Annotated in this window: 19 protein-coding genes; 13 read left to right on the top strand and 6 right to left on the bottom strand. The window is 62.9% G+C overall.

Going from position 1 to position 22,118, the window contains the following annotated elements; all coding sequences use genetic code 11:
• Positions 1–51: 51 nt before the first annotated feature.
• Positions 52–879, bottom strand: a complete 828-nt coding sequence (locus KBB96_RS03750) for an AraC family transcriptional regulator (protein ID WP_211632433.1) — start codon at positions 877–879, stop codon at positions 52–54.
• A gap of 158 nt (positions 880–1,037) precedes the next feature.
• Here KBB96_RS03750 and xylA point away from each other — a divergent pair, with 158 nt between their 5' ends.
• The 4 genes from xylA (at position 1,038) to KBB96_RS03730 (ending at position 6,796) form a co-directional block, all read left to right on the top strand.
• Positions 1,038–2,201, top strand: a complete 1,164-nt coding sequence (xylA, locus tag KBB96_RS03745; protein WP_211632431.1) for a xylose isomerase — start codon at positions 1,038–1,040, stop codon at positions 2,199–2,201.
• A 107-nt stretch (positions 2,202–2,308) separates the two neighbouring features.
• On the top strand, positions 2,309–3,826 hold the full coding sequence (locus tag KBB96_RS03740) for a xylulokinase (protein ID WP_211632429.1): 1,518 nt from the start codon (positions 2,309–2,311) through the stop codon (positions 3,824–3,826).
• A gap of 28 nt (positions 3,827–3,854) precedes the next feature.
• Positions 3,855–5,366, top strand: a complete 1,512-nt coding sequence (locus KBB96_RS03735; protein WP_211632427.1) for a PA14 domain-containing protein — start codon at positions 3,855–3,857, stop codon at positions 5,364–5,366.
• On the top strand, positions 5,363–6,796 hold the full coding sequence (locus tag KBB96_RS03730; RefSeq protein ID WP_211632425.1) for a DUF7133 domain-containing protein: 1,434 nt from the start codon (positions 5,363–5,365) through the stop codon (positions 6,794–6,796). Before KBB96_RS03735 ends, KBB96_RS03730 begins: the two co-directional genes overlap by 4 nt.
• A gap of 79 nt (positions 6,797–6,875) precedes the next feature.
• On the opposite strand, the gene darG is transcribed toward KBB96_RS03730, so the two are convergent.
• Entirely contained in the window at positions 6,876–8,009 is a 1,134-nt protein-coding gene (gene darG / locus KBB96_RS03725) for a type II toxin-antitoxin system antitoxin DNA ADP-ribosyl glycohydrolase DarG (RefSeq protein ID WP_211632423.1), read from the bottom strand.
• A 3-nt stretch (positions 8,010–8,012) separates the two neighbouring features.
• Complete coding sequence (locus KBB96_RS03720; protein WP_211632421.1) at positions 8,013–8,594, bottom strand: DUF4433 domain-containing protein; 582 nt, start codon at positions 8,592–8,594, stop codon at positions 8,013–8,015.
• Positions 8,595–9,193: 599 nt separating this feature from the next.
• Here KBB96_RS03720 and KBB96_RS03715 point away from each other — a divergent pair.
• The 4 genes from KBB96_RS03715 to KBB96_RS03700 all read left to right on the top strand — a co-directional run bounded on the left by KBB96_RS03715 (position 9,194) and on the right by KBB96_RS03700 (position 15,161).
• Complete coding sequence (locus KBB96_RS03715; RefSeq protein WP_211632419.1) at positions 9,194–10,579, top strand: sigma-54-dependent transcriptional regulator; 1,386 nt, start codon at positions 9,194–9,196, stop codon at positions 10,577–10,579.
• Positions 10,580–10,652: 73 nt separating this feature from the next.
• Positions 10,653–13,256: a tetratricopeptide repeat protein gene (locus tag KBB96_RS03710; RefSeq protein WP_211632417.1), complete on the top strand. Its 2,604-nt coding sequence runs from the start codon at positions 10,653–10,655 to the stop codon at positions 13,254–13,256.
• A 49-nt stretch (positions 13,257–13,305) separates the two neighbouring features.
• Positions 13,306–14,370, top strand: a complete 1,065-nt coding sequence (locus KBB96_RS03705; RefSeq protein WP_211632415.1) for a pyridoxal-phosphate-dependent aminotransferase family protein — start codon at positions 13,306–13,308, stop codon at positions 14,368–14,370.
• A gap of 104 nt (positions 14,371–14,474) precedes the next feature.
• Positions 14,475–15,161: a 3-keto-disaccharide hydrolase gene (locus tag KBB96_RS03700; RefSeq protein WP_211632413.1), complete on the top strand. Its 687-nt coding sequence runs from the start codon at positions 14,475–14,477 to the stop codon at positions 15,159–15,161.
• A gap of 188 nt (positions 15,162–15,349) precedes the next feature.
• Here the strand turns inward: KBB96_RS03700 and KBB96_RS03695 are convergent, their stop codons facing one another.
• Positions 15,350–15,703 (bottom strand): cupin domain-containing protein, encoded by a 354-nt coding sequence (locus KBB96_RS03695; protein WP_211632410.1) that lies wholly within the window; start codon positions 15,701–15,703, stop codon positions 15,350–15,352.
• Positions 15,704–15,854: 151 nt separating this feature from the next.
• On the opposite strand from KBB96_RS03695, the gene rpsP reads away from it, so the two are divergent.
• Together rpsP and KBB96_RS03685 are read left to right on the top strand one after the other, a co-directional pair.
• On the top strand, positions 15,855–16,106 hold the full coding sequence (rpsP, locus tag KBB96_RS03690; RefSeq protein ID WP_211632408.1) for a 30S ribosomal protein S16: 252 nt from the start codon (positions 15,855–15,857) through the stop codon (positions 16,104–16,106).
• Positions 16,107–16,218: 112 nt separating this feature from the next.
• Positions 16,219–16,845 (top strand): MIP/aquaporin family protein, encoded by a 627-nt coding sequence (locus KBB96_RS03685; RefSeq protein WP_211632406.1) that lies wholly within the window; start codon positions 16,219–16,221, stop codon positions 16,843–16,845.
• A 161-nt stretch (positions 16,846–17,006) separates the two neighbouring features.
• Here KBB96_RS03685 and KBB96_RS03680 read toward each other — a convergent pair whose 3' ends face one another.
• Positions 17,007–18,554, bottom strand: coding sequence for a hypothetical protein (locus KBB96_RS03680; protein WP_226373638.1), 1,548 nt, complete (start codon positions 18,552–18,554; stop codon positions 17,007–17,009).
• Between the two features lie 175 nt (positions 18,555–18,729).
• Here KBB96_RS03680 and prfA point away from each other — a divergent pair, with 175 nt between their 5' ends.
• From prfA to KBB96_RS03665, 3 genes are all read left to right on the top strand, one after another.
• Entirely contained in the window at positions 18,730–19,803 is a 1,074-nt protein-coding gene (prfA, locus tag KBB96_RS03675; protein ID WP_211632404.1) for a peptide chain release factor 1, read from the top strand.
• A gap of 94 nt (positions 19,804–19,897) precedes the next feature.
• On the top strand, positions 19,898–21,106 hold the full coding sequence (locus KBB96_RS03670) for a histidine decarboxylase (protein ID WP_226373637.1): 1,209 nt from the start codon (positions 19,898–19,900) through the stop codon (positions 21,104–21,106).
• 11 nt (positions 21,107–21,117) lie between these two features.
• Positions 21,118–21,516, top strand: coding sequence for an ACT domain-containing protein (locus tag KBB96_RS03665; protein WP_211632400.1), 399 nt, complete (start codon positions 21,118–21,120; stop codon positions 21,514–21,516).
• A 38-nt stretch (positions 21,517–21,554) separates the two neighbouring features.
• Here the strand turns inward: KBB96_RS03665 and KBB96_RS03660 are convergent, their stop codons facing one another.
• Complete coding sequence (locus tag KBB96_RS03660; protein WP_211632398.1) at positions 21,555–22,085, bottom strand: RDD family protein; 531 nt, start codon at positions 22,083–22,085, stop codon at positions 21,555–21,557.
• Positions 22,086–22,118: the final 33 nt, after the last annotated feature.

Below are 22,118 nucleotides of genomic sequence, written 5' to 3'. Positions count from 1 at the left end.
GGAGCAGTGGACTTCAAGACGCCCTCCTGAAGGAGGAACTACGTACGAAGATCACCCCTTCACCGGCGCATTCCACGCCTCCCTGCGATGCCGTGCGGGCGATCTCCCGAACTGCTCGTGGAACCGCCGCGAGAAATGCTGGATCGTTTTGAACCCGCACCGCTGCGCGATCTCCCCCACGGACAGACCGCTGTGCAGCAGGAAATCCGACGCCCTCTCCAACCTCAGCCGCCACAGCCATTCCGAAGGCGGCAGACCGATCTCCGATTGAAAACGCCGCGCCAGATGCTGCGGCGTCACCGAGGCCGCCATCGCCGCGGTGGCCAGGCATTCCGCATCCGCCAGATGCTGCTCCATGTGCCGGATCGCCAGCTCCACCACCGATTGCTGGCGCAGGTCGGACGAGGATTCCGTGACGCACAAGTAGGATAAAAGCGCCGCCAACCCCATGTGATCCACCCAGCGCGTGTTGAGCGGCCCCTCGTAACGCGGCTGCGCCATCACCATATCCATGATCTTCGAGAGCGAATCGGACACCTGGATCACCTTCGGCGCGGCGTGGAGCGCGGCGGATAAATCCTCCGGCACCGCCTCCGGCTTCACCGCCACCCAGGTGTGGTGCGTCGGGCTCTCTGCCGCGTAAACCACCGTTTCATGCTGGCCCGGCACCTGCAGTGTCGCCTGCCCCGGCGCGAACTCCCGCACCTCCCCATTCACATGGGAAACCCCGGAACCACTGAGCAGGATCACGATCTGCCAGTCCTGCTGGATGCGTGGTCCGCAGATGCCGCCGGGCGTATAGAAAGCCTCGCCGAAGACCGTGTCCACGCCGTGGCGGCCGTGGTTCACGCGGGTCAGGTTGATCAGACGGTCGGACATCGGATGTTCGCTGTGGATAAATTTATGGCACGAGCGGGACGTTGCGCGCAAGAACCATTCCAGTGTTCAATGACCAAACAATGAATGGTAGTGAGCCGAACCGCGGCCGCGCCATGAAGATTGCTCACAGTCACCAATCCAATACCCGAAACGCCATCATGACCTGGAAACCGAATCCCAAGTACAAGTTCACCTTCGGCCTCTGGACCGTCGGCAATGTCGGCCGCGACCCCTTCGGTCTTCCGACCCGTCCGGACCTCTCCCCCGCCCAGATCTGCGATCTCGTGGGTGAAGCCGGTGCCTACGGCGTGAACTTCCACGACAACGACCTGATCCCGATCGACGCCACCGCCGCCGAGACCGCCGAGATCAAGCGTGACTTCACCGCCGCCCTGAAGCGCAACAAGCTCAAGGTGCCGATGGCCACCGTGAACCTCTTCACGGAAGCCGTGTTCAAGGACGGCGCCTTCACCAGCCACGATCCCGCCGTGCGCGCCTACGCCGTGCAGAAGACTTTCCGCGCGATGGACCTCGGTGCGGAGTTCGGCGCGAAGATCTTCGTGCTCTGGGGTGGCCGCGAAGGCGCCGAGTCGGACGCCCACAAGGATCCCTACATCGCCATCCAGCACACCCGCCAGGCCTTCAACCTCCTCGCCGCCTATAACATCGAGAAGGGCTACGGCTACAAGTTCGCCCTTGAGGCCAAGCCGAACGAACCCCGCGGCCACATCTACAACGCCGTCACCGGTTCCTACCTCGCCTTCATCCAGACGCTGGAGCATCCGGAAATGTTCGGCGTGAACCCGGAAGTGGCCCACGAACACATGGCCGGCCTCAACTTCGTCCACCAGATCGCCGCTGCGCTCGATGCGAAGAAGCTCTTCCACATCGACCTGAACGACCAGGAATTCGGCCGCTACGACCAGGACTTCCGCTTCGGCTCCGCGAACCTGAAGCACTGCTTCCACCTCGTGAAGATCCTCGAGGATTACAAATACAACGCGCCGCGTTCCTTCGACTGCCACGCCTACCGCGCCAGCGATTTCGAGGACCTGAAGTGGTTCGCCTCCGGCAACATGCGCACCTACGAAATCCTCGCCGACAAGGCCCAGCGCTGGAACACCGACAAGGACATCCAGGCACTGGTGAAGAAGATCACCGCCGGTGACGAGAAGATCGCGAAGCTCCTCAAGAGCAGCTCGAAGGCCAGCGTGAAGTCCATCGCGGAAGCGAGCTTCGACCGCCACGAACTCGCCAACAAGCGCCTGCCCTACGAGCAGCTCGACCAGCTCACCATGGAACTGCTGATGGGCGTCCGCTGATCGCCTCGCGGTTTCTCCCAACACGTGCCTCCCCGTCCGCTCCACCTCCTGCCTCCCTCGTCGGAGCGGTGCCGGGGAGGCCTCCTTTTAAACAAAAGCTCCCTGCCATGCCCTACGCCCTCGGCTTCGACAGTTCCACCCAAAGCCTCTCCGCGGTCCTGCTGGATCTCGAAACGAACCACGTCTCCCACGAACTGGGTCTCCCCTTCGGAGAACTCACGGAGTACGCCTCGCCGCGCGGCTTTCTGGGAAACCTGCCGGAGGGACAAGTGCATGCCGACCCGCGCCTGTGGGTGGCCGCGCTCGATATGCTGGTGCAGCGCATGAAGGATGAAGGCTGGCCGCTGCATCAGGTGGTCGCCATCTCCGGCTCCGGCCAGCAGCACGGCAGTGTTTATCTCAAGGCGGGCTTCGCTGATCGCCTCGCCGCACTCGATCCCGCGCAACCGCTGACACCGCAGCTCGAAGGCATCTACTCGCGCGCGACTTCGCCGATCTGGATGGACGGCTCCACCTCCGCGGAGTGCGCGGAGATCGCCGCCGCGCTCGGCGGTGCGGACATCGTCTGCGCGCGCAGTGGATCCGTGGCCGTGGAGCGCTTCACCGGCCCGCAGATCCGCGCCTTCTCCAAGCGTGATCCGCAGGGCTACGCGGACACCGCGCGCATCCATCTCGTCAGCTCGTTTTTGTGCAGCCTGCTCATCGGCGCGGACGCACCCATCGATACCGGCGATGGCGCGGGCATGAATCTCATGAACCTCGCTGCCGAGGAATGGGACACGGATCTTCTCAACGCCACCGCGCCCGATCTCGCCTCGAAGCTCCCGCCCGTCAGCCCGGCCTCGAAGCCCTGCGGCACCGTCTCGCCGTGGTTCGTGAAGCGCTTCGGGTTTGCTCCTACGTGCATCGTACTTCCCTTCTCCGGTGACAATCCCAGCTCGCTGGTCGGCATGGGTGCCGCCACGCCGGGCCGCGTGGTCGTGAGCCTCGGCACCAGCGACACACTCTTCGCCGCCATGACCGAGCCGCGTACCGATCCCGAGGGCTGCGGCCATGTCTTTGGAAATCCTCTCGGCGGCTACATGACGCTCGCGTGCATCCGCAATGGATCGCTCGCGCGCGAAGCCTTCCGCGACCAGCTTGGCGCGGATTGGTCCGCATTTGAAGCAGCCGGTGACGCCGAACTCCCGGACACCGCCTTCACCATCCCTTTCGTGGCCGATGAGATCACGCCGAAGCGACACGGCGGCCTCATCGAATCCGAACCCGCCCTGACCACCCCGCAGCGCGTCCGCGCGTTTCTGGAAGGCCAGGCGTTCAACCTGCTGCGCCAGCTCGAATGGATGCACCTCAAGCCGACGGAACTCTGCCTCACCGGCGGAGCCTCGCGGAATGAAGGCATCGCCCGGATCTTCGCGGATGTTTTCGGCGTGCCGGTCAGCCGGCTTTCCGTGAGCAACTCCGCCGCCCTCGGCGCCGCCATGCGTGCAGCCATCGCTTCTGGCACATCTACTACGGATCTAGTGGAATCGCTCTCCCACCCGGATTCTTCCATCCAACCGAAAGAGCGCGGCACGGCACCACGTTACGGAGCCTGGCTGGCATCCCTGAAGGCCACGGCCTGAGGACCGGCTACTACTCAGCGCACATCCCATGAAACCATCCATCCGCTCCGTGCCACCGGCACTGGGCATCCTCACCGCGACCGCCGGTCTCGCCGCCCTTGCAGGGGCGCAGGATGGCGGCCAGCTCTACACCACCTACTGCGCGGCTTGCCATGGCGTGAATGGCGAAGGCGCGCAGAACGGCCAGTTCCCGCCGCTCGCGGGATCGCCCTGGCCGCTCGGAAATCCGGACCGCTCCATCAAGATCCTCATCGCCGGTCTCCACGGCGAGGTCGAGGTGAACGGCAAGACCTGGAATCTCGAAATGCCGCCGCAGGGCGCGATGCTGCCGGACGATCAGATCGCCGCCATCCTCACCTACGTCCGCTCCTCATGGGGCAACAAGGCGCCCGGCGTGGAAACCTCGCGCGTGAAAACCGTGCGTGCCGCCACCGCCAACCGCACCACGCCATGGACCGCCGCGGAACTGCTCAAGCAGCATCCGCTGGATGTGAAGCCGCCCGTCGCGGATCTCATCTCCTACGTCTATGACGGCACATGGAAGAAGCTTCCGGACTTCAATACCATCAAGGCCGCCGCCACCGAGGAGGAACACAATGGCATCATCTCGATCGCCAAAGCCGGTCGAAAGGATCACTTCGGCATGGTCTGGGAAGGCGTGCTCGATCTGCCCGTGGATGGCGACTACGAGTTCTACCTCGCCGCCGATGATGGCATGCGCCTCATGCTCGATGGCACTCCGCTCGGCGAGGTCGATGGCATCGGCCCGATCCAGGGACGCGAGAAACAGGCCGCCGGAAAATTCGCCAAGGGCCCGCACAAGCTGCGCGTCGAGTTCTTCGAGTTCGAAGGCCAGGAGGAAATCCAGATCGGCTGGCGCAAGAAGGGCGACAAGAACTGGGTCTGGCTCACCGACCGCAAGGCTGCGAACAAGCCGAAGTGGCCGGACATCATGATCGAGCCCGTCGCCGAAAAGGCCGCGATCTACCGCAACTTCATCAAGGGCACCACCGCCCGCGGCATCGGCATCGGCCTGCCCGGCGGCGTCAATTTCGCTTGGAGCGCCGATCACTTCGCACCGGAACTGATCTGGCAGGGCGAGTTCATGAACGGCGGCCACCACTGGACCGAACGCGGCCAAGGCTACGAGCCTCCCGCAGGCGATCATGTCGTCAATCTTTCCAAAGGAGAAGCCCTCCCCGAAGGCGCGAAGTTCCTCGGCTACAAGCTCGATCCCAAGGGCAACCCGACCTTCTCCATGAGCATCGGCAAATCCCGCCTGCTCGATTCCTACAAGGCCGGTGGCTCTGATACCGAACGCACTCTGGTGCGCACGCTCTCGCTCACTGGCGAGGGCAGTGCCGTGGACGTGGTCATCACCGACACGCTGCCCGTACAGGCTATTTCTTCCACGGAATTCGCGCTCGGCAACCTCGCCTCCGTGGCCTCCGGCCCACCCGCACCGAAGCCGAAGAACGGCAAGCTGGTCCTCACCCTGGCCACCGGCCAAACCGCCACCCTCCTCTACCGCTGGAAATGAAAGCCGCCCTCCTCACACTCGCCCTCCTCATCAGCGGGGTTCACGCCGGACAAGAGGAATACTACATCCGCGAACAAATCCCCACGCCCACCAACGAGGTGATGGAGCTCGGCTCCATCGCGCTCCTGCCGGACAAGCAGGTCGCCGTCGCCGACCGCCGCGGTGACATCTGGATCTGCAACGGAGCCTACGATGCCGATCTCTCGAAGGTCACCTGGCGCAAGTTCGCCAGCGGTCTTCACGAACCTTTCGGCATGTTCTGGAAGGACGGCTGGCTCTACCTCACCCAGCGCCCGGAAGTCACCCGCATCAAGGACAGCGATGGCGACGGCACCGCCGACACCTTCGAGACCATCTGCGACCAATGGGGCATCAATGGCGACTACCACGAGTTCGCCTTCGGCAGCACCCCGGACAAGGATGGCAACATCTGGGTCCTGCTCTGCCTCACCGGCTCCTTCACCTCGGAGTCGCCCTGGCGCGGCTGGGCCCTGCGCGTCACGCCGAAGGGCGAGATGATCCCCACCTGCTCCGGCATCCGCTCTCCCGGCGGCATCGGCTTCAATGCCGAGGGCGATGCTTTCTACACCGACAACCAGGGACCGTGGAACGGCTCCTCCGGCCTGAAGTGGCTCAAGCCCGGATCCTTCCAGGGCAACCCGAGCGGCAACAACTGGCACGGCGACAAGTTCCCCGCCCCGCCGCAACCCGCCGACCCCTCGCGCATCCTCACCGAGCGCAGGAAGTTCCCCGAGTTCGTCCCGCCCGCCGTCATCCTCCCGCACGCCAAGGTCGGCCAATCGCCCAGCGGCATCGCCTGCGATCTCAGCAGCGGCAAGTTCGGCCCGTGGCAGAAGCAGATGCTCATCGGCGAGCAAACCCACTCGCAGGTCCAGCGCATCAATCTCGAAAAGGTCAACGGCCTTTACCAGGGCGCGGTGTTCCATTTCCTGGAAGGCTTCGAGGCCGGCATCGTCCCCATGCGCCAGGCCGAGGACGGCACGCTCTTCGTCGGCGGCACCAACCGCGGCTGGGCCTCGCGCGGCAGCAAGCCGTTTACCTTCGAGCGCGTCCGCTGGACCGGCAAAACGCCCTTCGAAGTCCACGACATGAGCGCCCGCCCGGACGGCTTCGAACTCACCTTCACCGGCCCCGTCGATCCCGTCACCGCCGGCGACCCCGCCACTTATGCCATGGACGCGTGGACCTACATCTACCAATCCAAATACGGCAGCCCCGAGGTCGATCAAACCACCCCGAAAATCACCGCCGCCACCGTCTCCCCGGACAAGCTCAAGGTGCGGATCAAAGTGGAAGGCCTCACCCAGGGCCATGTCCACCACCTCACCGCCAAGCCCCTCAAATCCGCCGAAGGCAAACCCCTCTGGCACCCCGAGGCGTGGTACACCCTCAACGAGATTCCGAAGTAAGCCACGGCTCCCGCTTCAACATTCCATTCCCAACAACCCAAAAATGGCGGCCACCCGGCCGCCATTTTTTCGGCCCGATTTATCCAGAGATAGGGAGAGAATCGCTGTATTGCAATTTGACCCAACCTAGCATTTCAAGATTTCTGATCGCATCCGCCAAGCTCTGCTGTTTGGCTAAATCCTTTCTCCAGAGCTTCTTCCATTCGAGAATGTAATCGAAAAGATCGGCTTCACTAACTTCGTCTGGCTTCCTGTCGTGCTTGAGCACTTGCACCGCGAAAATCACTGTCGCCACCTCTTCAGCCTGATCCGTGTTCTTGATCCGGCTGAACAGGTCCACTGTTTTATCGATCTTGCGCCGGAATGGCTTCAGATCTTCGGCAAGTTTCAAACGCGCCTTGGCATATTCCGGTCCCACTTTCAATGCCGTCATCTTGCCAAGCTGTTGCTCGATCACCCAATTGTTGTTGGCTAGCACGTTGATGGCCTCCTTCACTTCGTCGGCGAACGGGCCGTAGCTATTCCGCTCGAATTGAAATCCGGTATCAAGCCCTTGCTTGGTGAGGATATAGCATATTTTTTGGAAAATCGTCCGACCGACGGGATTCGCATAAGGCTGGTGCTCCAAATCGTAAAGCACCTCCATCAAGGCTGCCCATTCTGGGCGCAATTTCTCCCTGCGCCGACCTTTGACCGCAAACTCCAATTGCTGGTCTGCCCCTAGGAAATCCTCCTTCAGTTGGCTCGCCGGAGTGCCATAAGGTGCGTAAATTTCAACAGGAATACCGATCCCTTTCAGCTTAGAATACATCAAAGGACCAACAGTCGCCCACTCCAGTCCACCATTGCCACAACCAAGCGGAGGAAAGGCAATGGACTCAACGCCCCATATCCGGAAGTGCTTCAGGAAGTAGTTCAATCCGGCTTCCACATCTTCGAGGCGCGTAGCGGCTCGCCAATGCCCCTTGGTGGGAAAATTCACAATCGAAATCCCACCCAAATCCTTATAGTGGTAGGGTTCACCCAGCCGCACCTCATCGCGGGCGCAGCGTTCCGCGTAGTCCTCGAACATAGTCGGATACTCCTTCTTGAAAATTTGGGCGATCCCTTTGCCCATCACGCCCACACAGTTCACCGTATTCACGAGCGTGCGCATATCGCTAGCAAACATATCACCAATCAAAACTCGGATGTTTGGAAAATTCGGCTTCATGGCTCAGTGAAAAAAAATATCTGCGTCGATGACGATGGGAAGGCCGAAGCCAATCTCTTCCAAGCGCGTCTGGGCAGCGGCATCCACAACATAGGCGCCAATGAGGTATTCTGGCGGAATTCGATGCGGAATCAATGCTTCAGCACACTTCGCGCTGCTATGACGCCATTCCTCGATCTGGTTCTCCGGGTGCTTCCAGTTCGCGGCAAACACGTATTCAAGATCCATAAATCGTAGTCGGTCGGGTGACGAAAATCTCACATATTTGCTCGCTGCGTTCTGATCCGTGATCACGGCTCCACTGATCTTGAGGATGTCGGTCGAAATTCGCAGCACACAAAGCGAACTCGCTTCATTCCTCCTGCGTGACATCATCGGATTTCGAGCATGGAAATACACGTTAGCATACTCATGCAAACGCAAGCCGCCAGGAACCTGTTTCGCATCCCGTTTGTCTTGGACCTCCTGTAAGGCAATGGAATCATGCTGAAGTCGCGCCGCCTGCGTGTACGACAATATCCCGTGCTTTAGAACCGAAGAAATGTTCGCAAGCGGAGTGATGTTCTGGAATTCAGTGAGGTTCATGGAGCATTTGAATTCAACCGAATAACCCCACTCGACAATCCTGAGCAAAGAAAGGCCATATCGATCATTTCAAAAAGTCGCTTCATCGCCAACCTGAACCATCTCACCCCTCCAGCCAGCGGATTGGTTGCCACGGAAAGTGGTCTTTGAAAACCGACGACCAACGCTTGGAGAGCCGGGCATCCACGCCTGAAATTTTGGCCAACCTCTGAGACAGTGTGGTTCATGCAAATGGCTTTCTACTTAGGCCTGTATGTTCAGCCAAGTGGAAGAGTCTTTGATCACAGTCTTCCTCCGGGCGGGCATGGGGCGGGATGCACGCTAACAAACACCCCGCGCCGGGGAAGTAGAAAGGATGCCGTGATTCCGCCTCGCCTACCCGGCGATCCAGCCCGCGACGCCTCTCTCTCTAACAGCCGCCCCGCCATCCACTATTCGCGCCCTCAACCCTCCCCATTCTACCCGAAATTCTCCTGATTTCCTTGGATCCCAATAAGTTTCCAGCCTTCCACTCCATTCCCCCACCCCTGCCTCCAACAAACGATCCCCTCGTTTTTGCGTGTCATCTTCGACACGCCTGCTTCACTCCCCGGCGAACGATGGCCGATAGCCCCACGGAGGAAACCCTTCTGCTCGTCGATCCCGACCACGATTTCCTGGATTGGGCGACGAAGCATTTGTCCGCACGCAACCTGCGCATCCTGCGTTGTGACAACGCCCAGAACGCCGCCAAGGTGGTCGAGAAGACCGCCGTGGACGTGGTGATCGCGGCGATCGCACTGGAGCCCTTCGACGGCCTGGAGCTGCTCACGCAGATCCGCCAGATCAGCCCCCACACGCTGGTGGTGCTCACCGCCGGCTTCCCGACCACCGGCCAGGTGATCGAGGCCACCCAGCGCGGCGCGCACGACGTGCTGCGCAAGGAGGCGCTGCCCTTCGAGCTGCGCCCGGTGGTCGAGTCCGCGCTCCAGACGTTGGAAGACCGCCGCAGCGCGGAGGAGCCGGTGGCGGAACTGCCGACCGTGGATGGCCGCGTGAAGATCATCGGCGTTTCCCGCGCCCTGCAGGATGTTTTCAAGATGGTCGGCCGCGTCGCCCGCTCGGACGCGCCTGTATTGATTTCCGGCGAAAGCGGCACCGGCAAGGAGCTGGTCGCGAAGGCGATTCACGAATACAGCCCGCGCCGCACCAAGGAGCTCATCACCATCAATTGCGGCGCGATCCCGGAGAACCTGCTGGAAAGCGAGCTCTTCGGCCATGAGAAGGGCTCCTTCACCGGCGCGATCGCGAAGCGCGAGGGCCGCTTCGAGCAGGCCGATGGCGGCACACTGTTCCTGGATGAGATCGGCGACATGCCGCTTTCCATCCAGGTGAAGCTGCTGCGCGTGCTGCAGGACGGCTCCTTCTCCCGCGTCGGCTCGAATGAAACGCTGAAGACGGACGTGCGCGTGGTTGCCGCCACCCACAAGGACCTCGTCGCCGAGGTCGCCGCCGGACGTTTCCGCGAGGACCTTTACTACCGCTTGAACGTGGTGGAGCTGCGCATCCCGCCGCTGCGCGAGCGCCGCGAGGACATCCCGCTGCTGGCGGAGTTCTTCCTCCAGAAGATCACGCGGAAAAACGGCATGGCCCGCATCCGCCTTACCGCGGAGGCCGTGGCCGCGCTCCAGCTCCACAACTGGCCGGGCAATGTCCGCGAACTGGAGAACACCATCGCCCGCGCCTGCGCCCTCTCCTCCTCCAGCATCCTGCTGCCCGCGGACATCCCGCTGGCCGCCGCCCCCTCCGCCATGCGGAATACGGTGGCGGAGTCCATGGACCGCCTGCTCAATGCCGCCCCCACCGGGACGAATCTCATCGATTGGGTCAGCCGTGAGATGGCGGGCCGCGTGCTGGAGCGAGCCAATGGCGACCTGAAGGAAGCCTCGATCGAGTTGGGGGTAACCGCCTCGGAATTGCGCCAGTTGCTCGCCCGGGAATCCTGAAATGCCCCGCGTCCCGCCGACCCGCATCTCGGCTGGCCAGCCGCGCGGGTTCGGCCTAGGGTCGCCCCGTCCGATGCCCGTCCGCCCGTCACTTTTCCTGATTCTCGCCGCTCTCCCGGCCTTGGGAGCCACGGCCTTGCGTGACCAACCTCTCTGGCGGCAGGGCATGGAGGCGCTCGATGCCGAGCTGTGGGACGTGGCCGACCAGCGGTTCGAACAAGCGCTCAAAACACCCGATCTTGCTCCCGCCGACCGCCATCAAATCGAGACGAAGCGGCTGGAAGCATGGATCCGCGGGGACCGCTCCGACCAAGCGTTGAAGAAACTGGCGGACCCCGCCTTCGCCAATGATCCGGAGACCTATTTCTGGAAATCGCAGGCCCTCGCCGGTCTGGGTCGATACCATGAGGCGGTCGAAGGTCTGGTCCCGGCAATGGACAATCCCAAGGCCGCCTTCCGCAACCAGGCGCTGCTCACCCGCGCGAGCCTCCAGCTGTCGCTGGGGGATCAGGATGGCGCACGCGGCACGCTGGAGGTGTTGGCCCGTTCCAGCGATCCCTCCATGGTGCGGCAGGCGAAGCTGCGCCAGACCTCGCTGCTGATCGACCAAGGCAAAACCACCGAGGCGCGCAAGCTGCTGCCCCCGGCCAAAGGACTGGAGGGTTCCGATCTGGCCGAGCGTTCGTTCCTCGATGCCACCCTGTTGCTTGCCGAGGGCAAGGCGGACGAGGCGGTCACCGCCTTCACCGCGCTCAAGCAGCAGGCGGAGAAACAATCCCGCCCGCGCTACTACGCCGCTGTGATCGGCTTGGCGGATGCCACCGCTGTTTCGGAGGGCAAGGAGGCCGCAGCCACCCTGCTGCTGGATGAGATCCAGAAACAAAAGGACCTGCCCATGCTGGAGCCGATCTTCAAGCGCCTGCTCCAGTGGCTGCCAGACCAGCCCGCACCGGACGACACGATCATGGAGCGGTTGAAGGACTGGATTCCGCCAAACGCGCCGTCCTTCCGCGGCGTGATCCCCACCCCCATCGAAGGTGATCCAGCCAAGGACCTGTCCGGTGCCAATGATCCTTGGCCGGTCCCGGCCGCGAAGCCCGCGCAGACCACCGCCAATGACCTCGCCGCCTTTTCTCTCTATACCCGCGCCATTGGTCTCTACCGCACCGGCACGCCGGATTCCACCCATGAGGCGGACCACCTCATGACCCGCCTGCGCTGGGAATACCCGGGCCATTTCCTGGTGCCGAGGGCGCTGCTGCAGGTCGGACGCTGGCGTCTGCTGGAGAAAGACCTGGAGGCAGCTTTCGTCGCCTTTGATGCGGTGTTGAAGACGGCGAATTCCCCGCAGTTGAAGGGCGAAGCCGCATTCGCCGAAGCACGCGCGGAATACGATCGGGGAAATCCCGATGCCGCCGCCGCCCTGTTCAACCAGGCCAGCGAGTTGCTGCCGGATCGCTCCGGCGATGTCGCGGCGCTCAATACCGCGCTGGTCCGCCTGCAGGACGGCGATCTCCCTGCCATTCCATCGACCGGGCATCCGGAGCGGGATGCCCGCATCCGCGGCGAGTTGGATCTGGAGCGCGCACTGGTAGAACCTTCACCGGACAAGAGCTGCGAGGCACTTCAGCAGTTCCTTTCCACCCACCCGGCTCACCCCCGCGCGGGTGAGGCACGGCTGACCGCCGCTTCCGCAGCCCTGCGCATGCACCCGCCGGACTCTACCTTTGCCAAAGCGCAGTTGGGCATTCTGGAATCGGACGCCGCGTTGTTGAAGAGCATCCCGGCGGAGCGTCTGGCTTGGCTGCGGCTGGAGATCGCGGACCAGGCGGAATCCCCGGAGGCGGCCATTCAGGCGGCGCGGGGCTATCTCGGTAGTTTCCCGGACAGCCCTGCGGTCGCTGAGGCCACCTTGATCCTCGGCCGCAATCAGTTCCGCAACGAGGACTATCACAACTCCCGTCTGACTCTGGAACGGCTGGCCAATACGTCTCCCAACTCCCCCGCCGCACCAGCCGCACTGATGCTGGCCGCCCGTGCGGCCGCTCTGGGAGCCACCGACCAATCCCGCGGGGAAAGCCTCAAGCTGTATTCGAAGATCATCGACCGCAATGACTCGCTCGGCCCCCTGGCCCGGCTGGAACACGCCAGCCTGCTCATCGACCTCTCCCGTCTGGACGAGGCCATCACGGAGCTCCAGCCGTGGTTCGCCTCGCTGAAACCCGGCGATCCGCTGAGGATCCCGGCCGGACTGCTGCTGGGAGACGCCCTCTACGCACAGGGCGTGGAAAAGCCCGCCTCGCTCGCCTCCGCACTGGCCATCTACGATCAACTTCTTGCCGAAGCAAAAAACCAGCCCGCTCTCGTCAACCGCCTGCAATACCAGCGCGGCATGACCCTCGAACACCTCCCCGGCCCGGATGGCGGCACTCGCGCCGGCAGCGCCCTGGAGTGTTACGTGGCCGTACTGCAAGGCACCAACGACCGTCCGCCTGCCGAATGGAAATGGTTCGAGAGTTGCGGTTTCCGCGCCCTGAAACTCCTTGAGGACGCCGGCAAGTGGCGCTCCGCCATGAAGATCGCCAGCAAGATCGCTTCCTTCAAAGGCCCCCGCGCCGCCGAGGCCGCCGAACGCGCCCAGACCATCCGCATGGAACAGATGATCTACGAAGACTGACCCTTTTCCTCCTACGCCACCAACCACACCTACCAACCACGTCTCATCCATGCCCAAACTCTTCATCCCCGGACCGATCGACGTTTCGCAGGAAACCTACGCCGCCATGAGCCAGCCGATGATCGGCCACCGTGGCTCCGAGTTCGAAGCCCTCTATGCCTCGCTCCAGCCCGGCCTGCAGGAGATCATCGGCACCACCCGCCCGGTCTTCCTCTCCACCTCCTCCGCCTGGGGCGTGATGGAGGCCTCGCTGCGCAACCTGGTCCGCAAGAAGGTGCTCACCCTCTGCTGCGGCGCGTTCTCGGACAAGTGGTTCGACGTGGCGAAGAAGTGCGGCTTCGAGGCGGACAAGATCCAGGTCGAATGGGGCGAGGCCATCGATCCGGAAGCCGTCCGCGCCAAGCTCGCGGAAGGCGGCTTCGACACCGTCACCCTCATCCACAACGAGACCTCCACGGGCGTGATGAACGACCTCCCCGCCATCGCGAAGGTCGTGAAGTCCTTCGAGGACGTGCTGCTGATCGTGGACACCGTGTCCTCGCTCTCGGGCACCCCGATCAACGCGGATGAACTGGGCCTCGATGTCACCCTCGCCGGTGTCCAGAAGGCGCTGGCGCTGCCACCAGGCCTCGCCGTGTTCGCCGTTTCCGAGGCCGCCATGGCCCGCGCCAAGGCCCAGCCGAACCGCGGCTACTACTTCGACTTCCTCGAGTTCGCGAAGAACGCCGAGGCGAACAACACGCCCTCCACCCCGGCCATCTCGCTGCTCTTCGGCCTCCAGCAGATCCTCGCCAACATCAAGTCGGAAGGCTTTGCCAACCGCGTGGCCCGTCACAAGGCGAACAACAAAATGATCGCCGAGTGGGGCGGGAAGCACGGCTTCAAGAACTTCGCTCCCGAGGGCAACCGCTCGCTCACGCTCACCTGCTTCCATACCCCGGAAGGCTTCGACCAGTCCGGCTTCATCAAGAACCTGAAGTCGAAGCACGGCTTCGTCATCAACGGCGGCTACGGCAAGATCAAGGGCCTCACCTTCCGCATCTCCAACATGGGCAACGAGACCCGCGAGACCATGCAGGAGCTGATCGATGCCATGGACGACGTCCTCGGTTGAAATCACGTGCAACTTTGAAAGATCGCAGGCGCGCGGGACCGTTTGGTCACGCGCGCTTGTTCTTGCTATTAACAAACACAACCCAACCCACGCACACGCATTGCATGAAGATCCCGTTTCTTTTCCTCGCCCTCGCCCTGCCCGCCTTGGCTGCTGAGCCGAACCAGCTCACACCCCAGGAGAAGGCAGATGGCTTCAAGCTCCTCTTCGACGGCAAGACCCTCGATGGCTGGCGCAACTACAAGGAGGAAAAACCCTCCGACAAGACCACCGTCACCGATGGCGCGATCTCGATCGTCAAGGGCAGCGGCAACCTGATCAGCAAGGAGGAGTTCAAGGATTTCGAATTCCGCTTCCAGTTCAAGATCGCCGCGAACGGCAACTCCGGCATCATGTGGCATGTTTCCGAGGCCAAGGGCCAGCCCTACGAAACCGGTCCGGAATACCAGATCCTCGATTCCCTCGGCACCGGCTACGAGCACGAGCTGAAGAAGGGCAACATCGCCGGCAACTTCTACGACATCATCCCCGGCAAGAAGGAATGGGCCAAGCCCGTCACCGAGTGGAGCGATGGCTCGATCAAGGTCGTCGGCACCAAGGTCACCCTCACCATCAACGGCAACACCAGCGCGGACATCGACATGGCCTCGGACGAGGGCAAGGCACTGCTCGCCAAGTCCAAATTCGCCAACTGGCCCTCCTTCAACAAGGAGCCGAAGGGCCACCTCTGCCTCCAGGAACACGGCGATGCCGTCTCCTTCCGCAACCTGCGGATCAAGGAACTGAAGTAAACGCTCCCGCCTCCAGCGGCTTTCTCCCCACAGCCCCCGTTCCGAAAGGACCGGGGGCTGTCGTTTTTCCAGTAATGTGGTCGAAAGCTCCGCTTTCGAATGGTATCCGTCAGCTCCGTTGGCGGCGGCTGTCAGGCCAACCGACCTCCACCCCCATCGGGAAAGCTGGAGCTTCCCCCTACATTCTCTCACTCGAAAAACGTGTCCTCATGCGCGTACGGAGGCGCGCAGCAGCACAGGAACCGCAGCGGCTCCACCGCCGTGATCTGGTGCCAGGCCCCGGCCGGGATCAGGATCGCATCGCCGGGGGCCACCTCCCGGGATTCGCCATCGATCTCCATGATCCCCCGCCCTTCCAGCAGGTAGTAAAATTCCTCGCTGGCGCGGTGGTAGTGCCGCTCGGTCGCACCACCCGCCGGAATGGTTGCCTCCGCCAGACTCTGGTTCTCCACCGGCGCATTCGCCCGATCCAGCAGGCTGCGGATGGTCGAGCCATCCTTGGTGGTGAAAGGAACCTGCGCGGCGTGGGATCGGACTTCCATGGGGCCGGATTCCAGCCCACGATCCGGACCTGCGGAAGCAAGTTATTCACAAAAACGTCACTTCCCGGCAGTTTCTGCTTGGCAAGCCGGGGGCGTCGGTGCAATTTCCGCGCCCGCCCGTCTCCGGGCATCTTCCGAACGACCCACTGACATGGCCGTAGCTCTCCGACTCAATCGCCAAGGCACCAAGGACCGCCCGTACTACAAAATCGTCGCTGTGGACAGCCGCAAGCGCCGTGACGGTCGTTACATCGAGCAGATCGGCACCTACGACCCGCTCAAGGAAGGTGCCAACTACGACCTCGACCTCGAGAAGGCCGACAAGTGGCTCGCCGTGGGTGCCCAGGCCTCCGAAACCGTGGCCAGCATCATCCGCAAGTCCCGCACCGCCGCTTCCAAGTAAGCAAGCCGCAGGGCACATATCTTTCCAAAACGACCGCGTTCCCCTTGGGATCGCGGTCGTTTTATTTCCGGAGCTTGCATCGGATCATCCCGCCGATCTAACATCGGGATGCATGAAAAAGCTTCTGGTTGAATTCATCGGCACGTTTTTTCTGACACTCACCGTCGCCACGGCGGCAGTGCTCGGCACCGGCACGCCGTACGCCCCCTTTGCCATCGGCTCGGTACTGATGGTGATGATCTACGCAGGCGGCCATGTCTCCGGCGCCCACTACAATCCGGCGGTGTCGCTCGCGGTCTATCTGCGCGGCCGCAGTTCATTGCAGGACCTCATCTCCTACATTGTCGTCCAGCTTCTTGCCGGAGTGGCCGCCGTCTTCGTCGCGAAGGCGCTCGTCCCCGGGCAGGGAGTCGATCCTCTGGCGCTGAAGAGCACGCCCACCCTGATCTCGGAACTGCTGTTCACCTTCGCCCTCGCCTGGGTGGTGCTGAGCACCGCCACTGCCAAAGCCACCTCCGGAAACTCCAACTACGGCCTCGCCATCGGCTTCACGGTACTCGTTGGCGCGATCACGGTCGGCAGCATTTCCGGCGGGGCGTTCAATCCCGCCGTCAGCACCATGCTGCTCGTGATCGGAAAGCTCCGCATCGGCGACTGCTGGCTGCACTTCCTGCCGCAGGTGCTGGGAGCCGTGGTCGCGGCCTATGCCTTCAAGACGACGCATCCGGAGGATAGGTAGCGCGAAGCTTGGCTTCGCGTGCGTGATGAGCGCTTTACGGGAAGGGGCAACGGTCCGTCAGCAGCGCGCGAAGAAGTGAACCTCTGAGCCCCGTAGGGGCGGCGAAAGGCAGTGTGGAGTCGCAACCGGATTGACGGCCGAAAGCCCAGCTTCCGCCTCCCTCACAACGCCGCCCGGCTCCGCGCCACCAGCGGACTGTCCGCGATGGACGATCCCTTCAGCCAATGCGTGCTCGCCGCCAGGAACCGGTTCCGGCACGCCGGCGACAGCCCGCCGAAGTCCTCGATCACCGCGCTACTATACTTATAGTCGTGCGAGTCCGTCCCCTTCAGATAGATCAACCGCTGCGCCGCGTCCGTGAACAACTTCGGATTCCCTCCCGCATCCAGATACCCCAGCGTCCTCCGCGCCGCCGTCATGCGGTCCTCCGCCAGCCCCACGAAAATCTCCGCCACCGCTTCCTCGCCTTTCAGCTCCGCTGGCAACGCCTCGAACGTATCGATCTCCACCCCGCCCTTCACCTCCGCATCATCGCGGAACAGTGTGAGGAACGATGCGTTCTGGAGCATCAGGAAGCGCCGCGTCGCATCATCCCTAGCATGCTGGAAGGCATAGTGCAGGGCGTTCGTGGTCGTGGACGCGTGCAGCGTGATGATCCCCGGCGAGCGCATCAGCAGCTCGCCCGCGAATTGGAACATCCCGTCCCACACCGGCTGCGGGCTACAGCTACCATTGATCAGCGCCACGACCTTCGCCGAAGCATCATCCCACGTCCCGGCACGCAGCACCTTCATCATCTCCCCCACCGCATCGGCACGGTTCTCGCCGCTGTTCCAGGTCGTACGCAGCTCTTTGAGCCGCTCTTCATTCTTCCGCCCCGGCCGATCCGCCAGCACATCCTTCGTCGATGGATTCGCGCCGGAGAATTCCAGCATCGCATACGCCAGCGAACGCAACACCGGCTCCGCGTGCTGCCAGCCGATCGTCTCCAACAGCCGCCAGCTGTTCGAAACATAGATCGCCTTGTGGCCGATGTCCCGGTAGTCGCGCGCGCCGTAGCGGCAGAACAGATCAAACGCCGCCTGCGTGCTCACGCTCCGCGCCACCCCGGCTGCCGCACCATCCGCGACCGACCAATCCCACGCGTCCATCCCCTTGCGGAAACGCTCCACCGCCTGATCCGCGGGAGCCACATCCGCTTCCTTCACCGCTTCCATCGTCCAATCGCCCTCCTGCTTGTCTCTTTCCTGCGAGAACTTGAATTGATCCAACGCCCAGAACAGCGGCAGCCAACGGTCGCCCGGCGGCGAATTCAAACTGGCGAGATGCGCCGAGTTCACCACCAGCACCGCATGGAATTTGAAGCCCACCGGCCGCGGCTGGATATTGCGGATGCCTGCCAGCAACAACGCCGTGAGGATCTCGCGATGCGTCGTGCCGCCCTTGATCTTCATGCCCACCTCTTCCAGCAGGCGCTCGCGCGGCGTGTCCTCCAGCAGGCGGACAAGCGGCTCGATCTCCGGCAGGAACCGCACCATCCGCGGATCCACCTTCGCCTCCTCTGCGGACACCAGCGGCAGCCGCGATAGAAACCCGAGACTCCCCGCCCCGAGCAACGCGCCCCGCGTGGTCGCCGATACAAAACCGCGTCGTGTCCAATCGCGTTCCACCATCCCACAATAGATGCGGAGCACCTCGCGCGCGTCCACGGAAATTGTCGATGCAGGGGGAAGCTCCAGCTTTCCCTCCGCGTGGATGGACCCCACCCTGCCGTTCAGCCCCGTCCCCGGGATCGAAAGCAGAGCTTTCGGCTACATTCGCGTGGATTCGCGTCCATTCGCTGTTCATCCTTCCCCCGCCACCGGGCTCCGCCTTTCCCGTTTCATGGATTACTCCGCTCTCATCGCCAAACGCCGCCTGCGCTTCGACGAACTCGATGCCGCCGTAGGCAATCCCGATCTCTTCTCGAATCCGAAGCTCGCCACCGAACTCCTCCGCGAGCACCGCAAGCTCCGCCAGACCCTCGACCTCTGGGAGCGCCACGAGGACATCCAGCGCCAGCTCGCCGACAACGAGGAGCTGGCAAAGAGCGAGGACCCCGACCTCTCCGCCATGGCCGCAGAGGAAATCCCCGCCCTCCAAAAGGAAAGCGCCCGGCTCGCCGAGGACCTCCAATACGCCCTCCTCCCCGCCGATCCCAACGAGGACCGGGATGCCATGCTGGAAATCCGCGCCGGTGCCGGTGGTGACGAGGCCTCTCTCTTTGCCGCGGAACTCATGCGCATGTACCAGCGCCACGCCGAACTCCGGGGCTGGAAAGCCGAGCACCTCGAAAGCAGTCCCTCCGAAGTCGGCGGCTTCAAGGAAGTCATCCTCAAGATCACCGGCGATGAGGTCTTCCGCTTCCTCAAGTACGAATCCGGCGTCCACCGCGTCCAGCGCGTCCCCGCCACCGAGGCACAAGGCCGCATCCACACCTCCACCGTCACCGTCGCCGTCATGCCGGAAGCCGAGGAAGTCGATGTCGAGATCAAGGCGGACGACCTCCGCATCGAGGTCTGCCGGGCCGGCGGTGCCGGTGGCCAGCACGTGAACCGCACCGAGTCCGCCGTGCAGATCTTCCACCTCCCCACCGGCATCATGGTTCGCTGCGAGGACGGCCGCTCCCAGATCCAGAACAAGGAAAAGGGCCTCCAGATCCTCCGCACCAAGCTCTATGAGATGAAGCTGCGCGAGCAACAGGACGCCCACTCCGCCCACCGCCGCTCGCTCATCGGCTCCGGCGACCGTTCGGAGAAAATCCGCACCTACAATTTCCCGCAATCGCGCGTCACCGACCACCGCATCGGCCACACCTCGCACAACCTCACCGGCATCCTCGACGGCGATTTCTTCGAGTTCACCCACGAACTCCAGAAAACCGAAATGGCCGAGCGCCTCGCGGAAGCGGGATTGTGAGATCGAGCCTTCGTCTCGCATCATTCCGCATTCCCTTTCCCTGCATCCGGGTGCATAGTCATGGTCGATGGATGACCTTTCCGGCCCTCTGCCCATGCCGCCTCTGCCACCTGAGGCGCGGACACGACTGGAGGCCTTTTACCAGCACATCACGGAGATCTCACCTTCGCTCGTCGGTTACCCCTGCAGTCAGGATTTCGACTACCCGGAGCTCGCCCCTTTTCTCCGCTATCCGCTGAATAATTGCGGAGATCCCTTCGCGGATTCCATCTACCGGGAAAACTCCTTCCCCTTCGAGCGCGAGGTCATCGGTGTCTTCCAGAAACACCTCCGCGCCCCCGTCGATCAAACCTGGGGCTATGTCACCTCCGGCGGCACCGAGGGCAATCTCTACGGCCTCTACCTCGCCCGTGAACTCTTCCCGGAGGGAGTCGTCTATTTCTCCGAGCACACCCACTACTCCGCCGCGAAGATCGTCCGCGTGCTCGGTGCGCGCAGCATCATGATCCGCGGCCAGGACAACGGCGAGATCGACTACGACGATCTCCGCGAAACCCTCCGCCTCCACCGCGATGTCCCGCCCATCCTCTTCGCCAACATCGGCACCACCATGCACGGCGCGGTGGATGACCTCGTCAAGATCCGCTCCATCCTCAAGGAACTCGCCATCACCCGCCACTACATCCACGCGGATGCGGCCCTCTCCGGCATGATCCTGCCATGGGTCGCGCGGCCGCAGCCCTTCGGCTTCGATGCAGGCATCGACTCCATCGCCGTCTCCGGCCACAAGTTCACCGGCAGTCCCGTCCCCTGTGGTGTCGTCCTCGCCCGCCGTTCCCACACCGAGCGTGTCGCCCGCAGCGTGGAATACGTCGGCGTCATGGACACCACCATCCTCGGCAGCCGCAGCGCGCTCGGCCCGCTAGTCTTGTGGAGTGCCTTCCAGCGCTGGGGCGAGGACGGAATGCGCAAGCGCGTCGCCGGATGTCTGGAAGTCGCGGACCATGCCATCGCCCGCTTCCACGCCGCCGGACTTCCCGCCTGGCGGCATGAAAACTCCATCACCGTCGTCTTTCCCCGCCCGGGCGATGAAGTCATCCGCCGTTGGCAGATCGCTCCGCACGAACACATCGCCCACCTCATCACCATGCCCCACGTCACCCGCGAAACCGTCGACCAGGTTGTCGCCGACGTCGCCGCCTCTCTTCGTAGCCGGACTGGTAACAGTTCGGGCAGTGCCGACCCACCCAATCCTTTCCATCCTCGGTCTTCTCCCGATTCCCTTCCCATCTCTCTTCTCTGATCACTTCTTCCATGAAAGAGATCCTCATCCTCGTTCCCGCCACCCGTCCCGGCATCCTCGCGGACATCACCGGCCTGCTCGCAGAACGCGGTGTGAACATCCTCCAGATCGATGGCACGGACGATCATGAGCACGCCGTCATCCGTCTCGAAGCCGAGCCGTATGACGAAGCTCTGCGCGTCCTCACCGCCGCCGGGTACCACGCCATGAGCGAGGAAGTCCTCGTCATCCGCATCGAAGACCAACCGGGTGCCATCGCCCGCATCGCCGCCCGTTTCCGCGAGCCGCAGATCAACATCAGCGCCATCCGCTTCGTCCGCCGCGACCAGGGCTGGGCCACGGTCATCCTCTCCACCAGCGACAATGCGAAGGCACGGGTGCTGCTCGCGGATTGTCTGGTGAACGGGTGAGAACGCAATCATCCGCAGCGGCTTCCCGGCCAGAATCGTTACTCCACGATTCGAACCACCTGGGTGCCTGCGATCTCATCGTGAAGACAGCGGTGATTCTTCCGGAAAATGCAGAGACTATCCACCAAGCCGATCCATGCGCCCACGAAGGGGATGAAGTTCAACACACTGATGAAGCCATACCGCTTGATGACCAGGTCGGTCATGGAAGGCTTTTCGCCAGTCATCGTCGCGATCCGGATGCGAACGAGCTTCTTGCCGATCGTCTGGCCATTGGCACTGAGCCAATGCCAGTGAACGGCATAGAAGATGAGGACTCCCAGCAGCGCCATGCCATAGCTGATTTCACGGGAGCCCTCGCCCGTGCGATCCCATGATGGGGATACTCCGAACATGGAGAACGCCACGCGGATTACGTGGAAAATCGCCAAGTTGATGATCCCGTCGATGATGGCACTTCCCAGGCGGATCCACGGAGACGCCAGGAGGAACCGCCCGCTCCCTGCAACCGGGGGAGGCAAGGGCTCGCTTGAAGGTGGGGCGTAGGGATTTTGCTCGTCCGCGCTCATGCCGCGTATCCGTAATTCATGGCAGGCTGGCAC

This window comes from Luteolibacter ambystomatis, from assembly GCF_018137965.1.
GTDB lineage: Bacteria > Verrucomicrobiota > Verrucomicrobiia > Verrucomicrobiales > Akkermansiaceae > Luteolibacter > Luteolibacter ambystomatis.
The sequence above is the reverse complement of the archived record's forward strand: the minus strand, read 5'-3'. Positions and strand labels throughout refer to the sequence as shown.